This is a genomic window from Sporosarcina sp. ACRSL (assembly GCF_022346605.1).
GTDB lineage: Bacteria > Bacillota > Bacilli > Bacillales_A > Planococcaceae > Sporosarcina.
The window spans coordinates 147,003-170,675 of record NZ_JAKRNT010000002.1; the positions used below are offsets into that span (position 1 = coordinate 147,003).

At 45.1% G+C, this 23,673-nt stretch carries 39 protein-coding genes; 1 reads left to right on the plus strand and 38 read right to left on the minus strand.

Annotated features, from left to right (window positions below; all coding sequences use genetic code 11):
• Positions 1-27: 27 nt before the first annotated feature.
• Positions 28-711 (minus strand): KinB-signaling pathway activation protein, encoded by a 684-nt coding sequence (locus tag MHZ92_RS03915; protein ID WP_239430233.1) that lies wholly within the window; start codon positions 709-711, stop codon positions 28-30.
• Positions 712-853: 142 nt separating this feature from the next.
• Here MHZ92_RS03915 and gerD point away from each other — a divergent pair, with 142 nt between their 5' ends.
• Positions 854-1,489 carry a spore germination lipoprotein GerD gene (gene gerD, locus MHZ92_RS03920; RefSeq protein ID WP_239430234.1) on the plus strand — a complete coding sequence of 212 codons (636 nt, stop codon included), beginning with the start codon at positions 854-856 and terminating at the stop codon, positions 1,487-1,489.
• Between the two features lie 89 nt (positions 1,490-1,578).
• On the opposite strand, the gene MHZ92_RS03925 is transcribed toward gerD, so the two are convergent.
• The 37 genes from MHZ92_RS03925 to rpsS form a co-directional block, all read right to left on the minus strand.
• Entirely contained in the window at positions 1,579-2,637 is a 1,059-nt protein-coding gene (locus MHZ92_RS03925; protein WP_239430235.1) for an Mrp/NBP35 family ATP-binding protein, read from the minus strand.
• Positions 2,638-2,715: 78 nt separating this feature from the next.
• Positions 2,716-3,429, minus strand: a complete 714-nt coding sequence (locus tag MHZ92_RS03930; RefSeq protein ID WP_239430236.1) for an N-acetylmuramoyl-L-alanine amidase — start codon at positions 3,427-3,429, stop codon at positions 2,716-2,718.
• A gap of 110 nt (positions 3,430-3,539) precedes the next feature.
• Entirely contained in the window at positions 3,540-3,836 is a 297-nt protein-coding gene (locus tag MHZ92_RS03935; RefSeq protein ID WP_239430237.1) for a rhodanese-like domain-containing protein, read from the minus strand.
• 135 nt (positions 3,837-3,971) lie between these two features.
• Positions 3,972-4,583: an NAD(P)H:quinone oxidoreductase gene (gene wrbA, locus MHZ92_RS03940; RefSeq protein ID WP_239430238.1), complete on the minus strand. Its 612-nt coding sequence runs from the start codon at positions 4,581-4,583 to the stop codon at positions 3,972-3,974.
• A gap of 159 nt (positions 4,584-4,742) precedes the next feature.
• Positions 4,743-5,957, minus strand: coding sequence for a NupC/NupG family nucleoside CNT transporter (locus MHZ92_RS03945; RefSeq protein WP_239430239.1), 1,215 nt, complete (start codon positions 5,955-5,957; stop codon positions 4,743-4,745).
• 320 nt (positions 5,958-6,277) lie between these two features.
• Positions 6,278-7,249 (minus strand): VOC family protein, encoded by a 972-nt coding sequence (locus MHZ92_RS03950; RefSeq protein WP_239430240.1) that lies wholly within the window; start codon positions 7,247-7,249, stop codon positions 6,278-6,280.
• Between the two features lie 116 nt (positions 7,250-7,365).
• Positions 7,366-7,758, minus strand: a complete 393-nt coding sequence (gene rpsI, locus MHZ92_RS03955) for a 30S ribosomal protein S9 (RefSeq protein WP_239430241.1) — start codon at positions 7,756-7,758, stop codon at positions 7,366-7,368.
• A gap of 19 nt (positions 7,759-7,777) precedes the next feature.
• On the minus strand, positions 7,778-8,215 hold the full coding sequence (gene rplM / locus MHZ92_RS03960; RefSeq protein ID WP_239430242.1) for a 50S ribosomal protein L13: 438 nt from the start codon (positions 8,213-8,215) through the stop codon (positions 7,778-7,780).
• Between the two features lie 175 nt (positions 8,216-8,390).
• Positions 8,391-9,131 carry a tRNA pseudouridine(38-40) synthase TruA gene (truA, locus tag MHZ92_RS03965; RefSeq protein ID WP_239430243.1) on the minus strand — a complete coding sequence of 247 codons (741 nt, stop codon included), beginning with the start codon at positions 9,129-9,131 and terminating at the stop codon, positions 8,391-8,393.
• Position 9,132: 1 nt separating this feature from the next.
• Positions 9,133-9,936, minus strand: a complete 804-nt coding sequence (locus MHZ92_RS03970) for an energy-coupling factor transporter transmembrane component T family protein (RefSeq protein WP_239430244.1) — start codon at positions 9,934-9,936, stop codon at positions 9,133-9,135.
• Positions 9,936-10,802 carry an energy-coupling factor ABC transporter ATP-binding protein gene (locus tag MHZ92_RS03975; RefSeq protein WP_239430245.1) on the minus strand — a complete coding sequence of 289 codons (867 nt, stop codon included), beginning with the start codon at positions 10,800-10,802 and terminating at the stop codon, positions 9,936-9,938. Before MHZ92_RS03975 ends, MHZ92_RS03970 begins: the two co-directional genes overlap by 1 nt.
• On the minus strand, positions 10,778-11,623 hold the full coding sequence (locus tag MHZ92_RS03980) for an energy-coupling factor ABC transporter ATP-binding protein (RefSeq protein ID WP_239430246.1): 846 nt from the start codon (positions 11,621-11,623) through the stop codon (positions 10,778-10,780). The genes MHZ92_RS03975 and MHZ92_RS03980 overlap by 25 nt, the downstream gene beginning before the upstream one ends.
• Before the next feature lie 397 nt (positions 11,624-12,020).
• A complete protein-coding gene (gene rplQ / locus MHZ92_RS03985) occupies positions 12,021-12,401 on the minus strand; it encodes a 50S ribosomal protein L17 (protein WP_060203464.1) in 381 nt (126 codons plus the stop codon).
• Between the two features lie 28 nt (positions 12,402-12,429).
• Complete coding sequence (locus MHZ92_RS03990) at positions 12,430-13,374, minus strand: DNA-directed RNA polymerase subunit alpha (protein ID WP_239430247.1); 945 nt, start codon at positions 13,372-13,374, stop codon at positions 12,430-12,432.
• A gap of 137 nt (positions 13,375-13,511) precedes the next feature.
• Positions 13,512-13,901 carry a 30S ribosomal protein S11 gene (gene rpsK, locus MHZ92_RS03995; RefSeq protein ID WP_239430248.1) on the minus strand — a complete coding sequence of 130 codons (390 nt, stop codon included), beginning with the start codon at positions 13,899-13,901 and terminating at the stop codon, positions 13,512-13,514.
• Positions 13,902-13,926: 25 nt separating this feature from the next.
• Positions 13,927-14,292: a 30S ribosomal protein S13 gene (rpsM, locus tag MHZ92_RS04000; protein WP_239430249.1), complete on the minus strand. Its 366-nt coding sequence runs from the start codon at positions 14,290-14,292 to the stop codon at positions 13,927-13,929.
• Between the two features lie 24 nt (positions 14,293-14,316).
• The gene (gene rpmJ, locus MHZ92_RS04005; RefSeq protein WP_076758849.1) at positions 14,317-14,430 is read right to left on the minus strand and encodes a 50S ribosomal protein L36; all 114 of its coding nucleotides are present in this window, start codon (positions 14,428-14,430) and stop codon (positions 14,317-14,319) included.
• A 40-nt stretch (positions 14,431-14,470) separates the two neighbouring features.
• Positions 14,471-14,689, minus strand: coding sequence for a translation initiation factor IF-1 (gene infA / locus MHZ92_RS04010; protein ID WP_060203457.1), 219 nt, complete (start codon positions 14,687-14,689; stop codon positions 14,471-14,473).
• A gap of 251 nt (positions 14,690-14,940) precedes the next feature.
• Entirely contained in the window at positions 14,941-15,309 is a 369-nt protein-coding gene (locus MHZ92_RS04015) for a hypothetical protein (RefSeq protein WP_239430250.1), read from the minus strand.
• Entirely contained in the window at positions 15,306-15,959 is a 654-nt protein-coding gene (locus MHZ92_RS04020; RefSeq protein WP_239430251.1) for an adenylate kinase, read from the minus strand. The genes MHZ92_RS04015 and MHZ92_RS04020 overlap by 4 nt, the downstream gene beginning before the upstream one ends.
• A 62-nt stretch (positions 15,960-16,021) precedes the next feature.
• Positions 16,022-17,314 (minus strand): preprotein translocase subunit SecY, encoded by a 1,293-nt coding sequence (secY, locus tag MHZ92_RS04025; protein ID WP_239430252.1) that lies wholly within the window; start codon positions 17,312-17,314, stop codon positions 16,022-16,024.
• Positions 17,314-17,754 carry a 50S ribosomal protein L15 gene (gene rplO / locus MHZ92_RS04030; RefSeq protein WP_060203448.1) on the minus strand — a complete coding sequence of 147 codons (441 nt, stop codon included), beginning with the start codon at positions 17,752-17,754 and terminating at the stop codon, positions 17,314-17,316. The genes secY and rplO overlap by 1 nt, the downstream gene beginning before the upstream one ends.
• Before the next feature lie 33 nt (positions 17,755-17,787).
• The gene (rpmD, locus tag MHZ92_RS04035; RefSeq protein ID WP_239430253.1) at positions 17,788-17,970 is read right to left on the minus strand and encodes a 50S ribosomal protein L30; all 183 of its coding nucleotides are present in this window, start codon (positions 17,968-17,970) and stop codon (positions 17,788-17,790) included.
• 13 nt (positions 17,971-17,983) lie between these two features.
• Entirely contained in the window at positions 17,984-18,484 is a 501-nt protein-coding gene (gene rpsE / locus MHZ92_RS04040) for a 30S ribosomal protein S5 (RefSeq protein ID WP_239430254.1), read from the minus strand.
• A 22-nt stretch (positions 18,485-18,506) separates the two neighbouring features.
• The gene (rplR, locus tag MHZ92_RS04045; RefSeq protein WP_147057436.1) at positions 18,507-18,869 is read right to left on the minus strand and encodes a 50S ribosomal protein L18; all 363 of its coding nucleotides are present in this window, start codon (positions 18,867-18,869) and stop codon (positions 18,507-18,509) included.
• Positions 18,870-18,903: 34 nt separating this feature from the next.
• Positions 18,904-19,443 carry a 50S ribosomal protein L6 gene (rplF, locus tag MHZ92_RS04050; RefSeq protein ID WP_239430255.1) on the minus strand — a complete coding sequence of 180 codons (540 nt, stop codon included), beginning with the start codon at positions 19,441-19,443 and terminating at the stop codon, positions 18,904-18,906.
• Positions 19,444-19,473: 30 nt separating this feature from the next.
• Positions 19,474-19,872 (minus strand): 30S ribosomal protein S8, encoded by a 399-nt coding sequence (gene rpsH / locus MHZ92_RS04055; RefSeq protein ID WP_060203437.1) that lies wholly within the window; start codon positions 19,870-19,872, stop codon positions 19,474-19,476.
• A gap of 29 nt (positions 19,873-19,901) precedes the next feature.
• Positions 19,902-20,087, minus strand: coding sequence for a type Z 30S ribosomal protein S14 (locus MHZ92_RS04060; protein ID WP_042353164.1), 186 nt, complete (start codon positions 20,085-20,087; stop codon positions 19,902-19,904).
• Positions 20,088-20,106: 19 nt separating this feature from the next.
• Positions 20,107-20,646, minus strand: coding sequence for a 50S ribosomal protein L5 (gene rplE, locus MHZ92_RS04065; protein ID WP_239430256.1), 540 nt, complete (start codon positions 20,644-20,646; stop codon positions 20,107-20,109).
• Positions 20,647-20,672: 26 nt separating this feature from the next.
• Positions 20,673-20,984, minus strand: a complete 312-nt coding sequence (gene rplX, locus MHZ92_RS04070) for a 50S ribosomal protein L24 (RefSeq protein ID WP_239430257.1) — start codon at positions 20,982-20,984, stop codon at positions 20,673-20,675.
• Positions 20,985-21,019: 35 nt separating this feature from the next.
• Positions 21,020-21,388: a 50S ribosomal protein L14 gene (gene rplN / locus MHZ92_RS04075; RefSeq protein ID WP_239430258.1), complete on the minus strand. Its 369-nt coding sequence runs from the start codon at positions 21,386-21,388 to the stop codon at positions 21,020-21,022.
• A 39-nt stretch (positions 21,389-21,427) separates the two neighbouring features.
• Entirely contained in the window at positions 21,428-21,691 is a 264-nt protein-coding gene (gene rpsQ, locus MHZ92_RS04080) for a 30S ribosomal protein S17 (protein WP_239430259.1), read from the minus strand.
• Positions 21,692-21,708: 17 nt separating this feature from the next.
• Positions 21,709-21,909 (minus strand): 50S ribosomal protein L29, encoded by a 201-nt coding sequence (gene rpmC, locus MHZ92_RS04085; RefSeq protein WP_009499049.1) that lies wholly within the window; start codon positions 21,907-21,909, stop codon positions 21,709-21,711.
• Positions 21,899-22,333 carry a 50S ribosomal protein L16 gene (rplP, locus tag MHZ92_RS04090; protein WP_060203427.1) on the minus strand — a complete coding sequence of 145 codons (435 nt, stop codon included), beginning with the start codon at positions 22,331-22,333 and terminating at the stop codon, positions 21,899-21,901. The genes rpmC and rplP overlap by 11 nt, the downstream gene beginning before the upstream one ends.
• 1 nt (position 22,334) lies before the next feature.
• Positions 22,335-22,991 (minus strand): 30S ribosomal protein S3, encoded by a 657-nt coding sequence (rpsC, locus tag MHZ92_RS04095; RefSeq protein ID WP_239430260.1) that lies wholly within the window; start codon positions 22,989-22,991, stop codon positions 22,335-22,337.
• Between the two features lie 3 nt (positions 22,992-22,994).
• Positions 22,995-23,339: a 50S ribosomal protein L22 gene (gene rplV, locus MHZ92_RS04100; RefSeq protein ID WP_147057452.1), complete on the minus strand. Its 345-nt coding sequence runs from the start codon at positions 23,337-23,339 to the stop codon at positions 22,995-22,997.
• Between the two features lie 19 nt (positions 23,340-23,358).
• Positions 23,359-23,637, minus strand: coding sequence for a 30S ribosomal protein S19 (gene rpsS, locus MHZ92_RS04105; protein WP_239430261.1), 279 nt, complete (start codon positions 23,635-23,637; stop codon positions 23,359-23,361).
• Positions 23,638-23,673: the final 36 nt, after the last annotated feature.

Genomic DNA, 23,673 nt, shown 5'->3' on the forward strand with positions numbered 1-23,673 from the left:
CTGACGTACTGAAACTTGCGCTTTATCTTATTTCGCCTTTGCTGTTTTTGCCGCTTTCGCCTGACGTGCCTGTCTACGTGCATCCCGTCTTGCCTCGTCCTCAACGGATTGACGGTTGTATTTGGGCAACATGAGGATTTGGTATGCATTTACCGCAAGAAGCGGGAATAATAAAATCGTCACCCACGTATCGATATTGCCCGACCGAACCATTAAGGCCGGCAGCCATTCGAGCGTCGTAATGACAATCATGAAAAACAACGCAGAAATGAGCGTGTGCTTTTTCGTCCATTTTGCTTTTAGATAAGCCGTAACGATAGATACTGCTACTAATGAGAACAGTAAGGTCAAATAGAGAAGGGTTCGCCCCGTATCACCTGAAGTCAACTTGAATCTGAAAAACACCAAGTCGAACAGGACGACTGCGATAATGAGCAACTGCACCCAATTCCATAACGTCAAAGATCTGAATAAGTTCACGCCGAATTGGTGCACCGTCAAGTAAGCAAAGAAGCCCATTTGCGCGACGACGCTCATCGTGAACCCAAGGAAGATCATCCATAAGAATGCTCCGAGAAACTCCATGTATTCTCCAGCCGACAAATATTGTGAAAAGAATTCCCAACGGACAATCAACCCAACGATTCCCGTGACAACTCCTCCAATCAGTAATGCAGTAAAAAAGAATTTAATCCAATTTCGTATGGTCACGATACTGTTCCCCCGTTTTTTATTGCTCCTATTAGTGTAACAACGTTTTGCGGAAAAATCTATTTCATTAAACGCCTAATGCATATTCCTCCTTATATTGTGAACAATAATTGAAAACGCAATCGGAAGGGAAATTGATCTCATGAAAAAATGGGTTCATTTACTTGTTTTCGCCATACTCTTATCGGGCTGCAGCATGCAACAGCAAGGACCGAATTACGATGAAATGAAAAAGATGATGACGGATGCTTTACAGACGGAAGATGGAAAAAAACAAATTCGGAAAATGCTATCCGATCCCGAATTCAGGGAATTGATGGTGCTCGAGCAACCAGAAATTAAGAAATCCATCGAGGATACACTACTGTCGGATAAAGGCAAGGAATTTTGGAAGACTGCATTTGAAGACCCGAAGTTCAGCCAATCCATCGCAAAAAGTATGAAGGATCAACAACAGGACATCATGAAGAACTTAATTAACGACTCTTCATTCCAAAAAGAAATGGTGGAGTTTTTCGGACAAGCTGATATGCAAAAGCAACTGGAAACCATTTTGCAATCAGCGAATATGAAAAAACAGATGGAGAAATCCATCGAAGAGACGATTAACAGTCCGTTGCTCAAAGCGAAATGGCAGGAATTAATCCTCCAGGCGGGTGAAGTGGCGCCAACCGAGAAGGGCGGCGGTAAATCCGGTGGCGGTGGCGGTGGGGGCGGCCAATCCGGCGGTGGCGGTGGCGCTGGCGGCGGAGGTGGCGGAGGCGGAGGCGGCGGTTGAGGCAAAAAAGCTGTTACCGCCTCGTCTTGTGAATTCCATACCGATTGAACAAAAAATCAGTGGAGATCACAAAGGATCCCCACTGATTTTTATTTTTTGGTTTTATCAATAACCGCCTGAGCAATTTTCATATAGGTTTCTCCGATTGGATGATCTTCCGCATAGACGGAAGGGGCAAAATCGGTTTCATTCCAATCAGGCTGTCCCAGTGGAATTTGACCTAACAGCTCGGTACGCAATTCTTCAGCAAGTCGAGTGCCTCCGCCTTGACCGAAGACGTATTCCTTCTCGTTTGTCAGTTTCGACTCGAACCATGCCATGTTTTCGATGACGCCTAAGATCGCATGATCTGTTTGAAGAGCCATCGCACCTGCACGAGCCGCTACGAATGCAGCAGTCGGATGCGGAGTTGTCACGACAATCTCCTTAGAAGCTGGAATCATTTGATGAACGTCGAGCGCAACGTCCCCTGTTCCAGGCGGCAAGTCCAGTATGAGATAATCTAGCGGTCCCCAATCGACATCTCGGAAGAACTGATCCAGCACTTTGCCGAGCATCGGACCGCGCCAAACGACCGGAGCATTGTCTTCTACGAAGAATCCCATCGAAATCACTTTCACCCCGAAACGTTCCACCGGGATAATCCGGTTTTCCCGAATGACCGGCAACTCGGTGATGCCCATCATATCTGGAACACTGAAGCCGTAAATATCCGCGTCGATCAGTCCAACCTTTTTCCCAAGACGCGCTAACGAAACCGCCAAGTTCACAGAGACGGTCGACTTCCCGACACCGCCTTTGCCGGATGCAATCGAAATAAATTCTATATTATTTAATGGGGACAGCAAGTCCTGCGCTTCCGCTTCCGTCGCCGTACCGCGGAATTTTTCAAGCGTTTCAGGTGGCAGCTCTTCAAATCGGATTCCGACCGAATCTGCGCCCGCCGCTTTTATTACTTCAACTACTTTCATCTGTAAATTCATTTGCTCCGCCGTGTTCACTTTGGCGATGGCCAATTTTACACTGACATGCTTCTTCTCCGGCTTTACCGATATGCTAACAATTCCATCAGTTTCCGCAAGAGTTTTATGTAAAAACGGATCCTTTAACTCGCCTACAACGTCACGGACAATTTGTTCGTTAATCAATATGGCCACCCCTTAGAGGAATATTCATTCTTCTCTAAGTATACCATAATGCCCTTCCGAGAAAGTCAGGATTCGACTTTATTGTTTTTCGGATAAATGAAATTGGATGATTCCTTCCACAATCGCATCCGCCACTTTCCCTTGGTACGCAGGATCCGTCAACAATGCACGTTCCTCCGGATTTGAGATAAAACCGGTTTCGACGAGGACGGAAGGCATCGGTGCCTTTTTCAATAAATACACACCTTTGATGGCGAGTGCTTCTCGATCTGTATTCTTTAAATTGTTTACGAAAGAACCTTGAATGGATTTAGCTAAGAGCTCGCCTCCAGGATGTCCCTCAGCATGATAGAACACTTGGGATCCCCGCCACCTTTGTTCTGGAATTGCGTTGACATGCACGCTGAGAAATATATCGGGATCCTCTTCAATGGTAATGCTTTCACGCAACTTCAAGTCGGCCATTTTTCTTTGCCGCGTCGTTCCGAACTTTTCACCCGGCGCGTGTTCTGCAAGGGCATCTCCTTCCTTCTCACGCGTCATGACAACCACTGCACCCTTCTTTTCCAATCTCTTCTTCAACTCATGCGAAATGCTTAACGTAATGTCCCTCTCTACTACATCGCCAACTGACGCTCCACCATCAATTCCCCCATGTCCGGGGTCAATGACAATCTTCACTCCCCCGAGCTGTTCAGGCATGAAAAATCCCCTGTCCGAGGCATTCACACCGTAGAGCACTACAAGAAGGGAGCTCGCAAATAATAATCCGATGATAAGCCATCGTTTCAATCTCACACCGCCTTTTTCCCCACTATACGCAAAACTTGGCCAAGATATGCTTGTATCATAATAAGCTTCAATAAAAAAAGAAGCCTCTGTTGCGGCTTCTTTTCCTCACTTTATTCAACATCCCCTTGCCAATCGAGCATACCGCCAACCATATTCGTCGCGTCATACCCTTTCGCCTCCAAAAATTCTGTCGCGTTTCCGCTGCGTCCGCCGGAACGGCAAATGATAATATAAGACTTCGATTGATCGAGCTCATCGAGACGGTCTGGCAATTCGCCAAGTGGAATATGCACAGCACCTGGAATCATCCCTTGTGCCACTTCCTCATCTTCTCGAACGTCAATCAAGGCAAGGTTTGTGCCTTCTGTTAATTTCTGCTGTAGTTCAGTTGTCGTAATTTCCTTCATTCCAAAAAACCTCCGATTCGTAAAGTCATATTCTTATCATATACACCTAGCGAACTCCCGTCCATCACACCGCTTCCGGAAATAAAAAATGGACTTTCCCCATAATGGCGGAAAGTCCATTTTGACTCCGAGAACTTATTGATTTCCTTTTGTTACCCATTCTGCGACAGTTACTGTGCGCTTTGCTTGATGCTTGACCGCTGCTTCGACGTCGTCAATCATTTTACCGTCTTGGCTAACTGTAACGCTCGTCCCGTACGGGTTTCCGCCTGCGCCAAATATAATTGGATCAGTATAGCCAGGAGCTGCGATGATTGCACCCCAATGCATCATGGAAGTGTACAATGAAAGCAATGTAGCTTCTTGTCCGCCATGTGGATTTTGTGCAGAAGTCATCGCACTGACGACTTTATTCACAGTCTTGCCACTTGCCCAAAGACCACCTTGCAAATCAAGGAACTGCTTCATTTGTGAAGGCATATTTCCGAATCGTGTCGGGACGCTGAATATGATGGCATCTGCCCATTCAAGGTCTTCGGAAGTCGCGACTGGAACATCTTTCGTCGCTTCGGCAGTTGCTTTCCATATCTCGTTCCCTTGAACAACCGATTCAGGTGCCAATTCTTGTACTTTCAACACTTTCACTTCAGCACCTGCCGCTTTTGCTCCCTCTTCGGCCCACTTTGCCAATTGATAGTTTGTTCCACCCATACTGTAGAAAATGACCGCTAGTTTAACGTTTGGCATCTTTTCCATCTCCTTTGATTTCCCGAAAAGTCTACTCCAAAACCCCATGCTACACCTCCGATTGCCAGATTGGAGAGTCTCCACCGAAATTAGTATTTCCAATGGGATTACAATTCATTCCCATCATTTGTCCGGCTCGACGGTATAACTGGGTTGGCGTTAAACTAGCATCCCCGCAATGGCAGCACTTAACAGATTGGCCAGTGTCGCTGCGATGATTGCACGGAATCCCATTTCAGCAATATCATGTCTTCTTGAAGGAGCCATTGCTCCCAATCCCCCAATGAGCATCGCAAGCGATGAAAGATTGGCAAAGCCACATAATGCAAAGGTGATCATCGCAACACTTTTAGGTGTTAGATTCTCTATTTCAGGTGCAAAGGAAGTGTAGGCAACGAATTCGTTCAGTACAAATTTTTGTCCGATAAAGGAACCTGCTTGTAATGCTTCATCCCACGGAACTCCAATGAGGAAAGCAAGTGGGAAGAAAACATAACCTAATATTTGTTCAATCGTCAATCCTTCCAACCCAAAAACTCCACCAATTGCTCCGATAATCAAGTTAGCTAAATAAATGAGTGAGATAAAAGCAAGCAATAATGCACCTACACCAGCCGCAATTTTCAACCCATCTGTTGCCCCACGCGCTGCCGCATCGATGACGTTTCTGGATTCCTCATCTTTCACCATTTGAACATTTTCAGCTGTATTCAATTTTTCTGTTTGAGGGACAATAATTTTTGCAAATAATAATCCTGCTGGCGCACCCATGAAAGCTGCAGCTAACAAATATTCAATAGGAACACCTAGCAAGGCATAACCACCTAATACAGCACCCGATACACAGGCTAATCCCCCAACCATGACTGCAAATAATTCCGACTTCGTCATTTTTTCTATATACGGTCTTATGACTAATGGCGCTTCCGTTGGCCCGAGAAAGATGTTGGCGGCAGCTGACATTGACTCGGCTTCACTTGTCTTAAGAGCTTTTGCCAAAAGTCCACCGATGATTTTCGTTGCAAATTGCATAATTCCTAAATAATAAAGAACCGCTATTAAGGATGAAAAGAAAATGATAATGGGCAATACTTGGAAGGCAAAAGTGAAACCAGCACCTTCAGCCCCTAACACTCCTCCGAACAAAAACTCGATTCCAGCGTTGGAAGAGTCAATTACTTTTTGGACAATCCCAGAAATGAATTGCAAAATCTCTCTTCCGAATTCCCACTTCAACACCGCAAAACCAAAAACAATTTGGATCGCCAAAGCTCCAAAAACTGTCCTCGGATTAATGGATTTCCGTGAAGTCGATAGGGCCCATGCAATCGCTAAAATGCCAATGATGCCGATAATTCCCCAGAGGTATTGCATAGTATCTCACTCCTGTCTTATTAATAGTAAGTCGGTGGCCCATTTCTTTCTTTGCTCAAGTGACGCGCCCCATTATAAACAACATGTACCGAGCGCTTTTAAAATTTGGTTTGATATGGGATAGTCTCCCGTTATTTACGAGAAGATATTCATACGAGTTCACCGGCATTTCATCTTCTTGGAATAAAAAAAGACCGGGTAGAAGTATATCTACCCGGTTTACCGACTTATAAAGAAAACTCATTTAAAAAATTTATTAAAGAGAGTTGTTCAGTCATCCTCTAAGTGACATGAGAATACGAAACAGTTAATAATGACAGTCACCATTTAGTAGTGATTTGAAGCCCCATTCCTGAAGGATCATTGACGTTAATCACATTTTCTTTTTCTTCAAAATGAATATTTTCTGTTAGTAAATTCTCTCTTACTTCCTTCCATTCCGTTTCCGTTACATTTATCGTATAATGCTTTAAACCTTTTGCATTAGCTGGCGGTGCTGGAATTCCTTTTCCTGCCCATATATTCATTCCGATATGATGATGATAACCATCTTTTGAAACAAAGAGGTGACTACTGCTTTTGGCAACTACTTGAAACCCCAATACTTCCACATAAAACTTTTCGGACTCCTCCAAATCAGAAACTTGAACATGCATATGCCCCATTCGTGTATTTGCAGGCAAACCTGTCCACTGCTCATTTTTCGCTTGTTTGACTAGTTCTACTGCATTAAGTTGATAGCTTCCTCCGACATATCCGCCGTTCCCGTCTTCGATCCATTCATTCGAAGGACGATCTGCATAAATTTCAATGCCATTTCCTTCAGGGTCCATTAAATAAAGTGCTTCACTGTATTGATGATCTGCTGCCCCTTCCAAATAGCCCGTTTCACTTAAATGAATCAAGTATTGTCCTAGTGTTTTTTGATCTGGAAGCAAAAGAGCGAAATGGTACAATCCTGTTGTTCTTACTGGCTTATCCACCGCATCTTTCTTTTCTTCAAGAATGAGAAGCTGTGTTTCCCCATCAGCAGTTAATATCGCTCTATTCCCTTCATTTTTCAACAATTGGAAGCCGATTACTTCTTGATAGAATTCACTCATTGCCGGTAAATCATATACCGTCAAAGTAACTGGTCCAATTCTAGCTGGTGAATGTATATCATATTTCGGTGAAGCGTCTTGCTCCTTATTAGTAATTATCAAACCGATCACAAGCACGGCTGTTAGAATCACAATGAACGTGACGATTCTCGTTATTCGTTTATTTATTTCATTTCGCTTTGTAGACATATCTCTTCTCCAATTTAATATATTTCATTATTTATATTTCAAAAGCATCTGCGTCAAGGTCTCCGCATTAAAAAAACCCCTTCCCGATTTCTCGAGAAAGGGTTGTAATGACAAGATTAACGTTTTGAGAACTGAGGTGCACGACGCGCGCCTTTAAGACCGTATTTTTTACGTTCTTTCATGCGGGAGTCACGTGTAAGCAAGCCTGCAGCTTTCAATGTGCTACGGAATTCAGGGTCTACAGTAAGTAGAGCACGTGCAACGCCGTGGCGGATTGCGCCTGCTTGACCTGTGTAACCGCCACCGTGGACGTTTACATGGATGTCATAGCTGCCAAGTGTTTGAGTTGCTACAAGCGGTTGCTTGATCACTTCACGAAGTGTTTCGAATGGTACGTAGTCTTCTACGTCACGGTTGTTGACGACGATTTTACCTTCGCCTGGTACGAGACGTACACGAGCTACTGAGCTTTTACGACGGCCAGTGCCGATATATTGTACTTGTGCCAAAAGTGTTTCCTCCTCTTAATTATCCGCGAAGCTCGTATGCTTCTGGTTTTTGTGCCGTATGTGGATGTTCCGGTCCAGCATAGACATGAAGTTTTTTGATTGTTTGACGACCAAGAGGGCCTTTTGGAAGCATCCCTTTAATCGCAAGCTCCAACATTTTTGTTGGGTAGTTCGTGCGCATTTCAAGCGCTGTACGTTGTTTGATATTACCTGTATAGCCAGTGTGGCGATAGTAGATTTTATCTTTCAATTTGTTACCAGTCAATTCGATTTTCTCAGCGTTGATGATGATGACGTGATCGCCAGTGTCAACGTGTGGTGTGAAAGTCGGTTTATGTTTGCCGCGCAAAATCGCTGCAACTTCAGAAGCTAGACGACCAAGCGTCTGTCCTTCAGCGTCGACAACGAGCCATTTACGCTCTACTTCGTGACCTTTAGCCATGAATGTTGTACGCATGTATTGTATCCTCCTAAAAATATCAATCTGTTCCGTTGTTTTCTCTATCCCTAAACACAAATAAACTTTCCGGGGCTTATTGTGGGGTTATTGAAATACCATTTATCATCTTATAGTAAATACGAGCAAACGTCAAGCGTTTTATTAGAAAACACCAGGAAAAGTTGACTCGAGTTTAATAAGTAACGTTCATCAAGTACAAACCGTGTGCTGGCGCTGTTTTCCCCGCCTTTTTCCGGTCTCTTGCTTCGAGGATTTCCTGCATGTCTCGAGGCTCGTTCCAACCGATGCCAACCGCTAAGAGCATACCTGCAATCGTCCGTACCATATTGTACAAAAAGCCGTCGCCTTCAATCATCATGATGAGCTCGTCCCCACGTTCTTCAAGAGTCAATTCCCGAACTGTCCGGACTTTATTCTCCGTCGCGGTTTTGGATGAACAAAAGCTCGTGAAATCATGTGTGCCAATAATGTACGTAGCCGCTTCCCGCATCCGTTCGATATCCGGTCGCCATTTTCCGAGATGAACGGTATAATTGCGTTCAAAAGGGCTTTGCACCTCACTCGACGACCATTTAAACATATACGTCTTGCCGGTTGCGGAATACCGCGCATGGAAGTCGTTATCGACGAACTCCGTTTTGACGATCCTCACATCTTTCGGCAATAAAACATTCAGTGCCATTTGCCAACGATCGAGAGGCAGCTCTAAAGGCGTGTCAAAATGGATGACTTGCCCCCATGCGTGCACTCCAGCATCTGTCCTGCCGCTTGCCACCGAGTAGATGGAGCTATCTTTGTGAAGCTTCACGAGGGCCTTGTCGATGACGGATTGGACAGTCTTCATATTCGGCTGGAACTGGTATCCTGCATAGCCTGTACCGTCATAGGCGACAGTTGCTTTAACACGCTGCATATCAGTTCCCTCCTCTCAGCAAGATAAGGGCGGCAACTAGTATTAAAAAGATGATGATCACAAGCGTATCCCGCCATTGCCAATTTAATTGACGGTATCTCGTCCTTCCTTCTCCGCCTCGGTAGCCTCTTACTTCCATTGCGATGGCAAGATCCTCTGCACGTTTAAACGCGCTAACGAAAAGAGGGACAAGCAAAGGCACAACCGCCCGGATCCGTTCCTTGATCGTCCCGCTCGTCAAATCGGAACCGCGAGCGAGCTGGGCTTTCAATATTTTATCAGTTTCATCCATCAGTGTCGGAATGAAGCGAAGGGAAATTGACATCATCAATGCGAGCTCATGAACTGGCAATTTCATGCGCTTAAACGGATTCAACAACGTCTCCATCCCATCTGTTATGGAAATAGGCGATGTCGTTAATGTCAAGATGGTCGTCATTAAAACGAGTACGAGGAACCGAATGGAAATATAAATCCCTTGCCTGACTCCTTCTTCGTAGATTTTAATAAACTTCCAATCAACCAATAACGCGCCTTCCTTCGTGAAAATGAAATGCATGAGTAACGTAAAGACGATGAGGAACAGGATCGGCTTCAATCCATTGAACAAGAAATAAAGCCGAATGCGCGCAATGAAGATGACGAGCAGCGTAAATGCCAATAGTAATGCGTACGTCACCGTATTGTTCGCCAAAAATACAGCGACAATGAACATGAAGACGAACAGCAACTTCGATCTCGGATCCAGCCGATGGACGAATGAATCTCCCGGTACGTACCGGCCGAAAATCATTTTCTCCAGCATTACCGTTCACCGTCCTTCAGAGCGACCGCGATTGTTTTCGCTAGCTGCTCTTCCGTCAGTGCGAGCTTCCCGAAACGCTTGCCGAACAGTTTTTCCACGTCTTTCTGAAACGCCACAGAACGCGGCAGGCCAAGTCGGAAAGACTTGAGCGTGTCCACATCTCCGAATACCTCTTCAGGCGTTCCAGCCATTACAGAACGCCCCTCATGCATGACGATAATCTGATCGGCGTAACGTGCCGCGTCTTCCATGCTGTGGGTGACAAGAATCGTCGTCAAGCCCTCTTCCTCATGAAGCTTATGAAACAGTTCCATGATTTCCTTCCGTCCGCGTGGATCTAGGCCTGCTGTCGGCTCATCCAAAATGAGGATGGATGGCTTAAACGCTAGGACGCCCGCAATTGCAACCCTGCGCATTTGTCCTCCGGATAAATCGAACGGCGACTTCTGAGCAACGTCCTCCGGCAATCCTAATAGCCTTATTAATTCATGGGCACGTTGCCTTGCCTCCTCTTCAGGAATCCCAAAATTCAACGGGCCGAACATAATATCTTTTTCAACGGTTTCCTCGAAGAGCTGATGCTCGGGAAATTGGAACACAATGCCGACGTTCCTGCGGGTCTGTTTCAACTCTTTTGCCTTCGTGTCAGCGGTAATGCTGACATCCCCGATACGGACAATCCCTTCCGTCGGCTTCAGAAGACCGTTCAAATGAAGGAGCAACGTCGACTTTCCAGATCCCGTATGCCCGATGATAGCTGTATATGATCCTGATTTGATTGAAGCATTCACCTCATGGAGGGCCCGTTTTTCAAAAGGCGTGCCTTTTGCGTATGAATACCCTACTTGTTGAAGTGAGATGTCCATAATTCATTCACCAACTCTTCTTCCGTCATATGTTCCCCTTGCACCGCAACTCCTGCTTGGCGAAGGGAGCGGGACAATCTTGCTGCAAATGGCAAGTCGAGCCCAATCGCCTCCAGCTCGTCGCCATGTGCGAAGATCTCCTCCGGCTTGCCGGTCATCATCGTCTTTCCTTCATTCATGACGATAACTCGATCTGCCAATAGTACTTCCTCTAAGTCATGCGTGATGGAAATCACCGTGAGCCCCGTCGTCCGTTTTAGTTCATTGACGACTTGGATGACTTCGTCACGCCCTTGAGGATCAAGCATGGAAGTCGCCTCGTCCAAAATGAGCAGTTTCGGACGCATGGCGAGCGCTCCTGCAATTGCCACACGCTGTTTTTGTCCACCGGATAGATGATGCGGCTCATGATCTAGAAATCCTTCCATTTTCACTTGGGCAAGTGAAGCATGGACACGGGGCACCATTTCCTCAAAAGGGATGCCGTTGTTCTCTAAAGCGAAAGCGACATCGTCCTGAACAGTGGAGCCGACGAATTGATTGTCCGGATTTTGAAATACCATCCCGATCTGTGAGCGGATATCCCATAAGTTATAAGCGTTTAGTTCCTCTAGAAAGACCTTCACCTTGCCATCCTCGGGAAATAAAAGACCAATCATCAACTTCGCCAACGTCGATTTACCGGAACCGTTATGACCAACGATAGCGATCCACTCACCGTCTCTCACAGTGAAACTGACATCTTCAACCGCTCTCCTCGCGACGCCATCTTCTGACTCATATGAATACGACACGTGATCCAACGATAAAATTTCCTTCACACCACTCACCTCCGGGTTTTTCTGATTATGTATGAAACGACTGAATACTACAATATTTTCTCGGCATAAATAAAAAAAGCGCGCACCTCATCCGAAGAAATGCGCTCCATTCTATTCTGATACCGGGTGCTCAATCCGGATCAGCGGATGAGATGCGTAGAGCTAGACCGATCGGTGAAACCGTCGATCATAACACTCAGCTTTAATTATTTGTCGTATAAATCATTTAGATAAGAAAAGGGCGTGGCTGTGCGTATGCCAGACACACCCTTCGTGTTGTTACATTCCAGCTTCGGTTGGCAGCTGCTCGGGTCGCTTCGGTCTTGAAGCAAAAGGCATAGTACGCCTTTCGTTCAATCCCTCCAGCGCCTGTCGCAGCTAAACGCCACCCTCCGCATTATACTAGTTCAATTACAACAACAGGTGCTCCGTCTCCGCGACGAGGTCCCATTTTCATAATACGAGTGTAGCCGCCTTGGCGATCTGCGTAGCGTGGTGCCACGTTATCAAACAATTTTTGAAGTGCAAAGATTTCTTTCTCATTGCCTTCTTCATCTGCAGTTGTCACTAGCTCACGGCGAATGAATTGTGCTGCTTGACGACGTGCATGCAAGTCACCGCGTTTACCAAGCGTGATCATCTTTTCAACGACGGAACGCAATTCTTTCGCGCGCGCTTCTGTCGTTTGGATGCGCTCATGCACGATTAGGTCTGTCGCCAAGTCGCGAAGCATAGCTTTACGTTGTGAACTTGTACGTCCAAGTTTTCTGTAACCCATAGAAGTTTCCCTCCTTCAATCTAGTTGATTAGTCTTCCGAGCGTAAACCGAGGTTCAACTCGTCCAATTTCGCCTTCACTTCTTCAAGTGATTTACGGCCAAGATTTCGCACTTTCATCATTTCGTCCTCAGTCTTATTCGCAAGCTCAAGAACTGTATTGATGCCTGCACGTTTCAGGCAGTTATAAGAGCGAACAGATAGATCAAGCTCTTCGATAGTCATCTCAAGCACTTTTTCTTTCTGGTCTTCTTCTTTTTCCACCATGATTTCTGCAGCTTGTGCTTCGTCAGTCATGCCGACAAAGATATTCAGATGCTCCGTCAGGATTTTTGCTCCGAGCGAAACAGCTTCTTTCGGACCGATGCTACCATCTGTCCAAATGTCAAACGTCAACTTATCAAAGTTGGTACTTTGACCTACACGAGTATTCTCGACTTGGAAATTGACGCGTGAAACTGGAGTGTAAATAGAGTCGATCGGAATTACACCAATCGCAAGATCCTCACGTTTGTTTTGATCGGAAGGCGCATACCCACGGCCACGAACAGCATACATCCGCATACGCAAATGACCATTCTTGCCTAGTGTAGCGATTTGAAGATCTGGATTCAGCACTTCAACATCACTGTCATGGGTAATATCCGCGGCAGTGACGATCCCTTCGCCTTTTACATCTATTTCAATCACTTTCTCGTCATCTGAATAGATTTTGAGAGCAAGTTTCTTCACATTCAAAATAATTGTTGCAACGTCTTCAACGACACCTTCAATTGTAGAGAATTCATGAAGAACTCCGTCGATCTGGATAGATGTCACGGCAGCTCCTGGCAATGAGGAAAGAAGCACGCGGCGCAAGGAATTCCCTAAAGTGTTTCCATATCCACGCTCCAAAGGTTCAATAATAAATTTACCGAACTTGGAATCTTCGCTGATCATAACTGTTTCAATCTTCGGTTTTTCAATCTCGATCATTCATTTACCCTCCTTCAAACGTCTAGTATATAGGCCGTTCCATATTGAAATCGATTATCAAAAAGAAAATCAAAATGCAATCACACAATTTAGTTTTACCAAAAATTGTGCATTTCAATCAATTGGAAAACAAACCATTATACACGACGACGTTTTGGTGGGCGGCATCCGTTATGCGGTACCGGTGTTACGTCTCTGATTGCAGTTACTTCAAGACCTGCAGCTTGTAGTGAACGGATTGCCGCTTCACGTCCAGCACCTGGTCCTTTAACAGTAACTTCCAAAGATTTTAAGCCGTGTTCCATCGCAGCTTTAGCAGCTGTTTCAGCAGCCATTTGAGCAGCAAACGGAGTCGATTTACGGGAACCTCTGAATCCTAGTGCACCTGCACTGGACCAAGAAAGGGCATTCCCATGACTATCAGTGATCGTTACGATTGTATTGTTGAACGTCGAACGGATATGTGCAATACCAGTTTCAATATTCTTTTTCACGCGACGTTTACGAGTTTGTTGTTTACGTGCCATGTCTACGAAAAACCTCCTTTACTTATTATTTCTTCTTGTTAGCGACAGTCCGTTTAGGACCTTTACGTGTACGAGCGTTGTTTTTCGTGTTTTGACCACGAACAGGCAATCCACGACGGTGACGGATTCCACGGAAACTACCGATTTCCATCAAACGTTTGATGTTGAGGGAAGTTTCACGACGAAGGTCCCCTTCAACTTTCAAGCTGTCGATTTGCTCACGGATTTTATCAAGCTCTGCATCAGTAAGATCACGAACCCGAGTGTCTTCAGAAATACCAGCGTCTGCTAGGATCTTTTGTGCAGTTGTTTTACCAATTCCAAAAATGTATGTCAATGAAATGACTACGCGCTTATCGCGCGGTACGTCTACTCCAGCAATACGTGCCATATAGATTGTGCACCTCCCTTTGTATTAGCCTTGTCTTTGTTTATGTTTTGGATTTTCACAGATTACCATTACTCGGCCGCGTCTGCGAATAACTTTACATTTTTCGCAGATCGGTTTTACAGATGGCCTTACTTTCATCTTACCCAACCTCCTTCAATATTCCGGAGTTGCAAAAGTTTCATTTGAAACGGTATGTGATACGACCGCGTGTCAAATCATAAGGTGAGAGTTCCATCGTCACTTTGTCGCCAGGCAGGATTCGGATAAAGTGCATGCGGATCTTGCCTGATACATGTGCAAGAATCGTATGACCATTTTCCAATTCCACCTTGAACATTGCGTTCGGCAACGTTTCGACTACGGTACCTTCAACTTCAATTACGTCGTCCTTCGCCATCAATCCTGTCTCCCTTCTATATCCAATAAAGGTCTTAACCATCGAGCGGCAGCAGTCCCAAATCAATTACGCCTTGGCGTAATTGCGTCCGGATTTTGAATTGCGCACACGCAATTGACTCCTTACAAAATCCGTGACATCCACCGGAGGCTTAACTTGGATCAGCGTGCATTTGGAATACCTCTGATTTTAGTTATAAACCGGCTTTGATCCTGACACTAAATGTAATGACTGACCTAGCTGAGTCAAGTTTAAGCTTCCTTCAACATATGTCCGGATTGCATGAGTGATGTTCGAAAGACGTCTGTCACACTTCGTTTCCCGTTAGTCAGTCCCCGACTTTTGTTGTGGAAAATCGCATCGGAAAAGACACAAACGACAGGATTGTCGTTGGTGCGTTCCATCCTTGCCACAGAGTTTCGGACATCCTTTACATTATACCCACCTCGGCAGGCATTTGCATTTACGACGTCCCAAAACAGTGCCGCCAATGGATTATCACCAGTTCCTATACCGGGCACCATATGCTTTTGCAGCTCGTTAATCATACGCTCTTTCCGTGCAACAGTGCGATGCTGCCCACAATATGGCGTGCATGAATTGCGTCCGGAAAGGATCACTGGGCACTCTCTTGTAAGATAGCGTCCAGATCTTTGAAAACATCATTGATGTTCTGTTGCCCATTTATGTTCGTCAACACGCCTTTGTCATTATAAAACGCCAAGAGCGGTGCTGTTTGATTCATATTTACTTCCAGACGGTTCGTGACAGTTTCCGGATTGTCATCCGCTCGCTGATAAAGTTCCCCGCCATCCTTATCACATTTGCCTTCAACCTTTGGCGGATTGAATTGCAAGTGGTAGGATGTGCCGCATACTTTACAGATTCTGCGACCGGTCAATCTTGCGATAAGTTCATCTTTTTCAACTTTGATGTTGAGAACATGCTCAATCTTCCTGCCCATATCCAAAAGCAGTGCATCTAATGCCTCTGCTTGAGGAACTGTGCGTGGAAAACCATCTAGCAGGAATCCTTTATCACAATCGGATTTGCTTAATCGTTCACGAACGATGCCAATTGTCACTTCATCAGGGACAAGAGCACCTTGATCCATGAACGACTTTGCTTTGACTCCAAGTTCCGTGCCTTCTGCAATTGCAGCACGGAACATATCGCCTGTAGAAATATGAGGGATTTCGTACTTTTCGACAATTTTATCTGCTTGCGTACCTTTTCCGGCACCTGGCAGACCCATTAATACGATATTCATACGTCGTGCCCTCCATCGTTATTCGAAACAGGGGTTCAAAGTGAACTCACCTATTAGGAATATTATTTCATAAACCCTTTGTAATGCCTTTTCACAAGTTGTGATTCGAGTTGTTTCATCGTTTCAAGGGCAACCCCTACGACGATCAGCAAGCTCGTTCCTCCAATTTGTGCGGACTGTGGAAGGTTCGCAAAATTGATGAAGAAAATCGGCATGATTGCAACGACGGCAAGGAAAATCGAACCGACGAATGTCAATCTGTACAAAGTGCTCGTTAAATAGTTTTGCGTGTTTTGTCCTGGACGAATGCCCGGGATATACGCGCCTTGCTTTTTCAGATTATCCGCCATATTCTCCGGATTCACTTGAATGAATGCGTAGAAATAAGTGAAGGCGAGAATGAGTGCGACATATAGAATCATTCCGACTGGTTCGTTGTAATCAAAGATCCTCGTAATGACTCTTGTTACACTGTTGTCTCCGAAAAAGGCTGCTAATTGTTGTGGAGTAATGAAGAATGCCACAGCAAAGATAACCGGGATAACTCCAGCAGCATTCAATTTCAACGGCAAGTGCGTTTGTTGTCCAGCCGTAGTCTGTCCACGGCCTGTCATACGTTTTGCGTACTGAATAGGAATTTTACGGAGTGCTTCCTGTACGTAAACAACTCCAACGATGACCGCAATAATGACGATCAACAATAATGCCATCGTAGCAATACGAATGAACAAAGCGTCTCCCGCATCTTGAATTTGTGTTGCATAGAGTTGGTTCACTGCGCTTGGAATGGCTGCAACGATACCTGCGAAGATGATAATGGAAATTCCATTACCGACTCCTTTTGCAGTGATCTGCTCACCAAGCCATAGCAGGAATGAAGTACCGGCAGTCAAGACAATCGCAATCATCACATATGTGGAAATTCCTTCGTCTAAAATGAGCGTGCCGCCAAACATTTGGTTAAAGCCGAATGACATAGCGATCGCTTGGATAAACGCGAGGACGACTGTGAAGTATCTTGTGAATTGTGCAAGCTTCCGTCTTCCGACGTCCCCTTGCTTTGCCCATTCAGCGAATTTCGGAACGACATCCATCTGCAATAATTGCACGATGATGGAAGCGGTAATGTACGGCATAATTCCCATTGCGAAAATGGAGAACTGCTCAAGTGCGCCACCGCCGAATACGTTTAGAAATCCGATGAATTGGTTGTTTGATTGTTGCAAAGCTGTTGCATCAACGTTCGGGACAGGGATAAATGCTCCGAGTCTGAATACGATGAGCACTGCTAGTGTGAAAATGATTTTAGACCTGATATCTCTAACGCGCATAAAGTTGGAGATTGTCTGAAACATTAAATCACCTCTGCTTGCCCGCCCGCTTTCTCGATTGCCTCTTTAGCAGAAGCTGAGAATTTATGAGCTTTGACAGTAATCTTTTTCTCAAGAGTCCCATTTCCAAGAATCTTAATTCCTGATTTTTCATTGCTCACGATTCCAGTTTCAATTAGCAATTCAGGCGTAACTTCAGTACCTTCATCAAAACGGTTTAGGACGTCCAAGTTCACGATTGCATATTCTTTACGATTGATGTTCGTGAATCCACGCTTCGGAAGACGTTGGAAAAGTGGAATTTGACCACCCTCGAATCCAAGACGTACACCGCCGCCAGAACGAGCGTTTTGACCTTTATGACCTTTACCGGAAGTTTTACCTGTACCGGAACCGATTCCACGACCAATGCGTTTACGTGCTTTACGTGCGCCTTCGGCTGGTTTCATATCGTGTAATTTCATCTTATCGGCACCTCCTTATTTCGAAAATGTGCATTATTGTTCTTTAACAGTGACTAGGTGGCTAACCTTGCTGATCATGCCACGAATCGCTACGTTGTCTTGATGTTCAACCGTCTGATTCAACTTACGCAGACCGAGAGCTTCAACTGTTTTACGTTGTGCCGGCTTCGCGCCGATTACACTTTTCGTAAGGGTGATTTCAAGTTTCTTTGCCATTGTGTTTCCCCCCTTAACCTAACAGTTCTTCTACGGATTTGCCGCGCAATTTAGCAACTTCTTCAGCGCGTTTCAAATTCTTCAACCCTTCAACTGTTGCACGTACCATGTTGATCGGCGTGCTTGATCCTAAGGATTTTGAAAGGATATCCGTGATTCCTGCAAGTTCAAGTACCGCACGGACAGGTCCTCCGGCGATAACTCCTGTACCAGGTGCTGCCGGTTTGATAAGGATCTGACCTGCACCGAAACGTCCAATAATTTCGTGTGGAGTTGTTCCTTTAACCATTGGCACTTCGATCAAGTTCTTCTTCGCATCTTCGATTGCTTTACGGATTGCATCAGGAACTTCTTGCGCTTTCCCAGTTCCGAAACCGACGCGACCGTTTTTATCACCGACAACGACAAGTGCTGTGAAGCGGAAACGACGTCCACCCTTTACCACTTTCGCTACGCGGTTGATCGTTACTACGCGTTCTTCGAATTCACTTCTATTCTGATCATTACGACGCATGAAATATGTCCCTCCTTCTTAATTAAAATTCCAGTCCATTTTCGCGTGCTGCGTCAGCAAGAGCTTTCACACGGCCGTGGAATAGGTATCCGCCACGGTCGAAAACAACCGATTTGACATCCTTTTCAACGGCTTTCTTCGCGATCAACTCGCCGACTTTAGCTGCTGCTTCGGCATTCGCCTTTGAGTCCAATTCGAACCCTTTATCCATAGTGGAAGCACTAGCAATCGTAACGCCATTCACATCGTCGATTAGTTGTGCATAGATATGTTTGTTTGAACGATAAACATTCAAGCGTGGACGCGCTGGAGATCCGCTGATTTTCGTACGAACACGTGCATGACGTTTTTTGCGGACAGCGTTCTTATCTTGTTTCGTGATCATCGTGGTCACTCCTTCCGAATGCCTTTACGCGGCATTATTTACCTGTTTTTCCTTCTTTACGACGGATTTGTTCGCCTTCGTACTTAATACCTTTACCTTTGTACGGTTCTGGTGGACGCACTTTGCGAATGTTCGACGCTAGAGCACCGACGCGCTCTTTATTAATACCGCGAACGATAATTTTCGTATTAGCAGGAACTTCAACTTCGACTCCTTCTTCCGGTGTGAATTCAACCGGGTGGGAGTATCCTACGTTCAATACAAGTTTCTTGCCTTGAAGCTGAGCACGGTACCCAACCCCAACAAGTTCAAGTGTACGTTCAAAACCTTTAGATACACCAGTTACCATGTTATCCAAAAGGGAACGAGTTGTTCCGTGGATGGAGCGGTGTTCTTTAGATTCAGAAGGACGAGTCAAAGTGATGACATTGCCTTCTTGCTCGATTTTAATATCAGCATTAAATGTATTTGTAAGTTCGCCTTTCGGGCCTTTAACAGTGACAACGTTATTATCAGCGATCGTAACTGTCACGTTTTCAGGAACCTCGATTGGACGTTTACCAATTCGGGACATCCTATTGCACCTCCATTCAATTGTTACGGATTACCAAACGTAAGCTACGACTTCTCCGCCTACTTGTTTTGCACGAGCTTCCTTATCTGTAAGGAGACCATTTGACGTGGATACAAGGGCGATACCAAGGCCATTCAAAACTTTAGGAACTTCATTTGTTTTTGCGTAAACACGAAGACCAGGTTTTGAGATACGTTTAAGACCAGTGATAACACGCTCATTGTTTTGACCATATTTAAGGAAAATGCGGATAATGCCTTGTTTGCTATCTTCCACATATTCAACATCGCGGACGAAACCTTCACGCTTCAAGATTTCAGCGATTTCTCTTTTCATGTTTGAAGCAGGTACCTCAAGCTTCTCGTGGCGAACCATGTTCGCGTTACGGATGCGTGTAAGCATATCTGCAATCGGATCACTCATTGTCATTCCATTAACCTCCTTCCCAAGTTAGGGGATTACCAACTAGCTTTTTTAACGCCAGGAATTTGTCCCTTATATGCAAGTTCTCGGAAACAAATACGGCAAAGTTTAAATTTACGATATACGGAGTGCGGACGACCACAGCGCTCGCAACGTGTATATTCTTGAACTTTGAACTTCGGCGTACGTTTCTGTTTAACGACCATTGATTTCTTAGCCACGTTTTCGCCTCCCTTTAGTTTACTTTTGGAACGGCATGCCGAACTGCGTTAACAACTCACGTGCTTCTTCATCGGAGTTAGCAGTCGTAACGATGACGATATCCATTCCTCGTACTTTAGATACTTTGTCGTAGTCAATTTCAGGGAAAATTAGCTGTTCTTTCACGCCGAGTGTATAGTTACCGCGACCGTCGAAAGCTTTTTTCGAAACACCTCGGAAGTCACGAACACGTGGAAGTGAAATTGAGATCAGCTTGTCCAGGAATTCATACATACGCTCGCCGCGTAGTGTGACTTTCGCTCCGATCGGCATTCCTTCACGAAGACGGAATCCAGCGATTGACTTTTTCGCTTTTGTTACAACTGGTTTTTGACCAGAAATAATTGATAGATCTTCTACCGCTGCATCAAGTGCTTTGGAGTTTTGAACAGCATCACCAACACCCATATTGATGACGATTTTCTCTACTTTTGGTACTTGCATTACTGAAGTATATTCAAACTTGCTCATGAGAGCAGGTGTGATTTCTTTCGAAAATTTCTCTTTTAATCGGCTCATCAGTTGGACCTCCTTTCATCTATTACTCATTTGTCCAGTGCTTCACCGGATTTTTTAGCAATACGAATCTTTTTGCCATCTTCGATTTTGTATCCTACGCGAGTTGGCTCGCCTGTCTTAGGATCGATTGGCATGACGTTGGATACATGGATAGCTGCCTCTTGGCTGACGATTCCACCTTGAGGATTTGCTTGGTTTGGCTTTGTATGTTTCTTAACAATATTGACGCCTTCTACAAGCACGCGATCCTTCTTAGGGAAAGCAGCTAAGATTACTCCGGTCTTACCTTTGTCTTTTCCGGTGATGACCATAACTTTATCGCCTTTTTTAACGTGCATTTCATCGCACCTCCTTGATTGGCACTGTCATGTGATTAAAGAACTTCTGGAGCTAGTGAAATGATTTTCATGAAGTTGTTATCGCGCAATTCGCGTGCAACTGGTCCGAAAATACGTGTTCCACGTGGGCTCTTGTCATCACGGATGATAACACATGCGTTTTCGTCGAACGTAATGTAGGAGCCATCTTTACGACGCACTCCGCTTTTCGTGCGGACGATAACTGCTTTGACAACGTCGCCTTTCTTGACAACGCCACCAGGTGTTGCTTTTTTCACTGTTACAACAACAACGTCACCGATATTTGCAGTTTTACGGCCTGTTCCACCGAGTACTTTAATTGTTAGAACTTCACGTGCACCTGAGTTATCGGCAACTTTCATACGGCTTTCTTGTTGAATCATTGAGGCTACCTCCTCTCGGAATTTACTTTCCGAACGATATTAGATGATGACCGCTTTTTCGACTACTTCAACGAGGCGGAAACGCTTTGTTGCTGAAAGTGGACGTGTTTCCATAATGCGAACAACATCGCCGATTTTCGCTTCATTCAATTCGTCGTGGGCCTTGAATTTCTTCGAATACTTTACACGTTTACCGTATAAAGAGTGCTTTTTATGTGTCTCTACCATTACGGTAACCGTTTTATCCATTTTGTCGGATACGACACGGCCTGTATACACTTTGCGCTGGTTACGCTCAGTCATGGCTGCAACCTCCTTCATCAGTTATTTGCACTGATCTCTCTTTGACGTATTACAGTTTTCATGCGCGCAATCGATTTGCGAACTTCACGGATGCGTGCAGTGTTTTCTAATTGTCCTGTCGCTAATTGGAAGCGAAGGTTGAAAAGCTCTTCTTTCAGTGATTTCACTTTTTGCTCGATTTCTGCAGTTGTTAAGTCACGGATTTCTTTAGCTTTCATTAGATTCACCACCAATTTCTTCACGTTTTACAAACTTGCTCTTAACGGGCAGTTTGTGAGATGCGAGACGAAGTGCTTCACGAGCTACCTCTTCGGACACACCTGCGATTTCAAACATTACACGGCCTGGTTTTACTACTGCTACCCAGCCTTCTACAGCACCTTTACCGGAACCCATCCGGACTTCAAGAGGCTTTTTCGTATATGGCTTGTGAGGGAAGATGTTGATCCAGACTTTACCGCCACGTTTCATGTAACGTGTCATTGCGATACGAGCTGATTCGATTTGACGGTTCGTGATCCAACCTGATTCAGTTGCTTGCAGGCCGAATTCGCCGAATTGCACAGATGCTCCGCCTTTAGTTGTTCCGCGCATTTTTCCACGGAATACACGACGATATTTAACGCGTTTAGGCATTAACATATTAGTTGCCTCCTTCCTCAGAGTTCTTCTTCACTGGAAGGACTTCTCCCCGGTAGATCCATACTTTTACGCCGAGCTTACCATAAGTTGTGTCAGCTTCTGCGTGTGCATAGTCGATGTCTGCACGTAGTGTATGAAGAGGAACAGTACCTTCACTGTAATGTTCCGCACGAGCGATGTCAGCACCGCCAAGACGTCCGGACACTTGAGTTTTGATTCCTTTCGCGCCAGCACGGATTGTGCGTTGGATTGCTTGTTTTTGAGCACGACGGAATGATACACGGCTTTCCAATTGACGAGCGATTGATTCTGCAACCAATTTCGCGTCAAGATCAGCACGTTTGATTTCTACGATATTGATGTGTACACGCTTGCCAGTAAGATCGTTCAACGATTTACGAAGTGCTTCAACTTCGGAACCGCCTTTACCGATCACCATACCCGGCTTCGCAGTGTGAATTGTAATATTAACACGCTTTGCAGCACGCTCGATTTCCACTTTGGAAACTGCAGCGTCAATTAGGCGTTTTTCGATGTATTCACGGATTTTCAAGTCTTCGTGTAGAAGATTCGCATAGTCTTTTTCTGCATACCATTTCGAATCCCAATCACGAATGATGCCAACCCGCAAACCATTAGGATGTACTTTTTGACCCACGAATTACCCCTCCTTCTTTTCGGATACCACTACTGTAATGTGGCTAGTACGTTTGTTGATCGCACTTGCACGACCTTGTGCACGTGGACGGAAACGTTTCATTGTTGGACCTTCATCAACGAATACTTCGCTGACAACCAAGTTCTCAACATCCATTTCATAGTTATGCTCAGCGTTTGCAATTGCTGATTGTAATACTTTTTCTACAACCGGAGATGCCGCTTTTGGCGTCAGGCGTAGAATTGCGACAGCTTCACCGATTTTCTTGCCCCGGATAAGATCAACGACCAAACGGACTTTGCGAGGAGCAATACGGACTGTACGGGCAGTAGCCTTTGCTTGTTGCATCAGATTAACCTCCTCTCAATTAACGTCTTGTTTTCTTATCGTCAGCGCCATGACCTTTGTATGTGCGCGTAGGTACGAATTCGCCAAGTTTGTGACCAACCATATCTTCAGTCACGTAAACAGGTACGTGTTTGCGACCGTCATATACAGCAATCGTCAATCCGATGAAGGATGGGAAGATTGTGGAACGGCGTGACCAAGTTTTAATAACCTGCTTCTTTTGTGCATCTTTTTGTGCATCAACCTTTTTCATTAGATGTTCATCTGCAAAAGGTCCTTTTTTCAAGCTGCGGCCCATGGAAAAACCTCCTCCCGTGATGATTGTACTACGGTC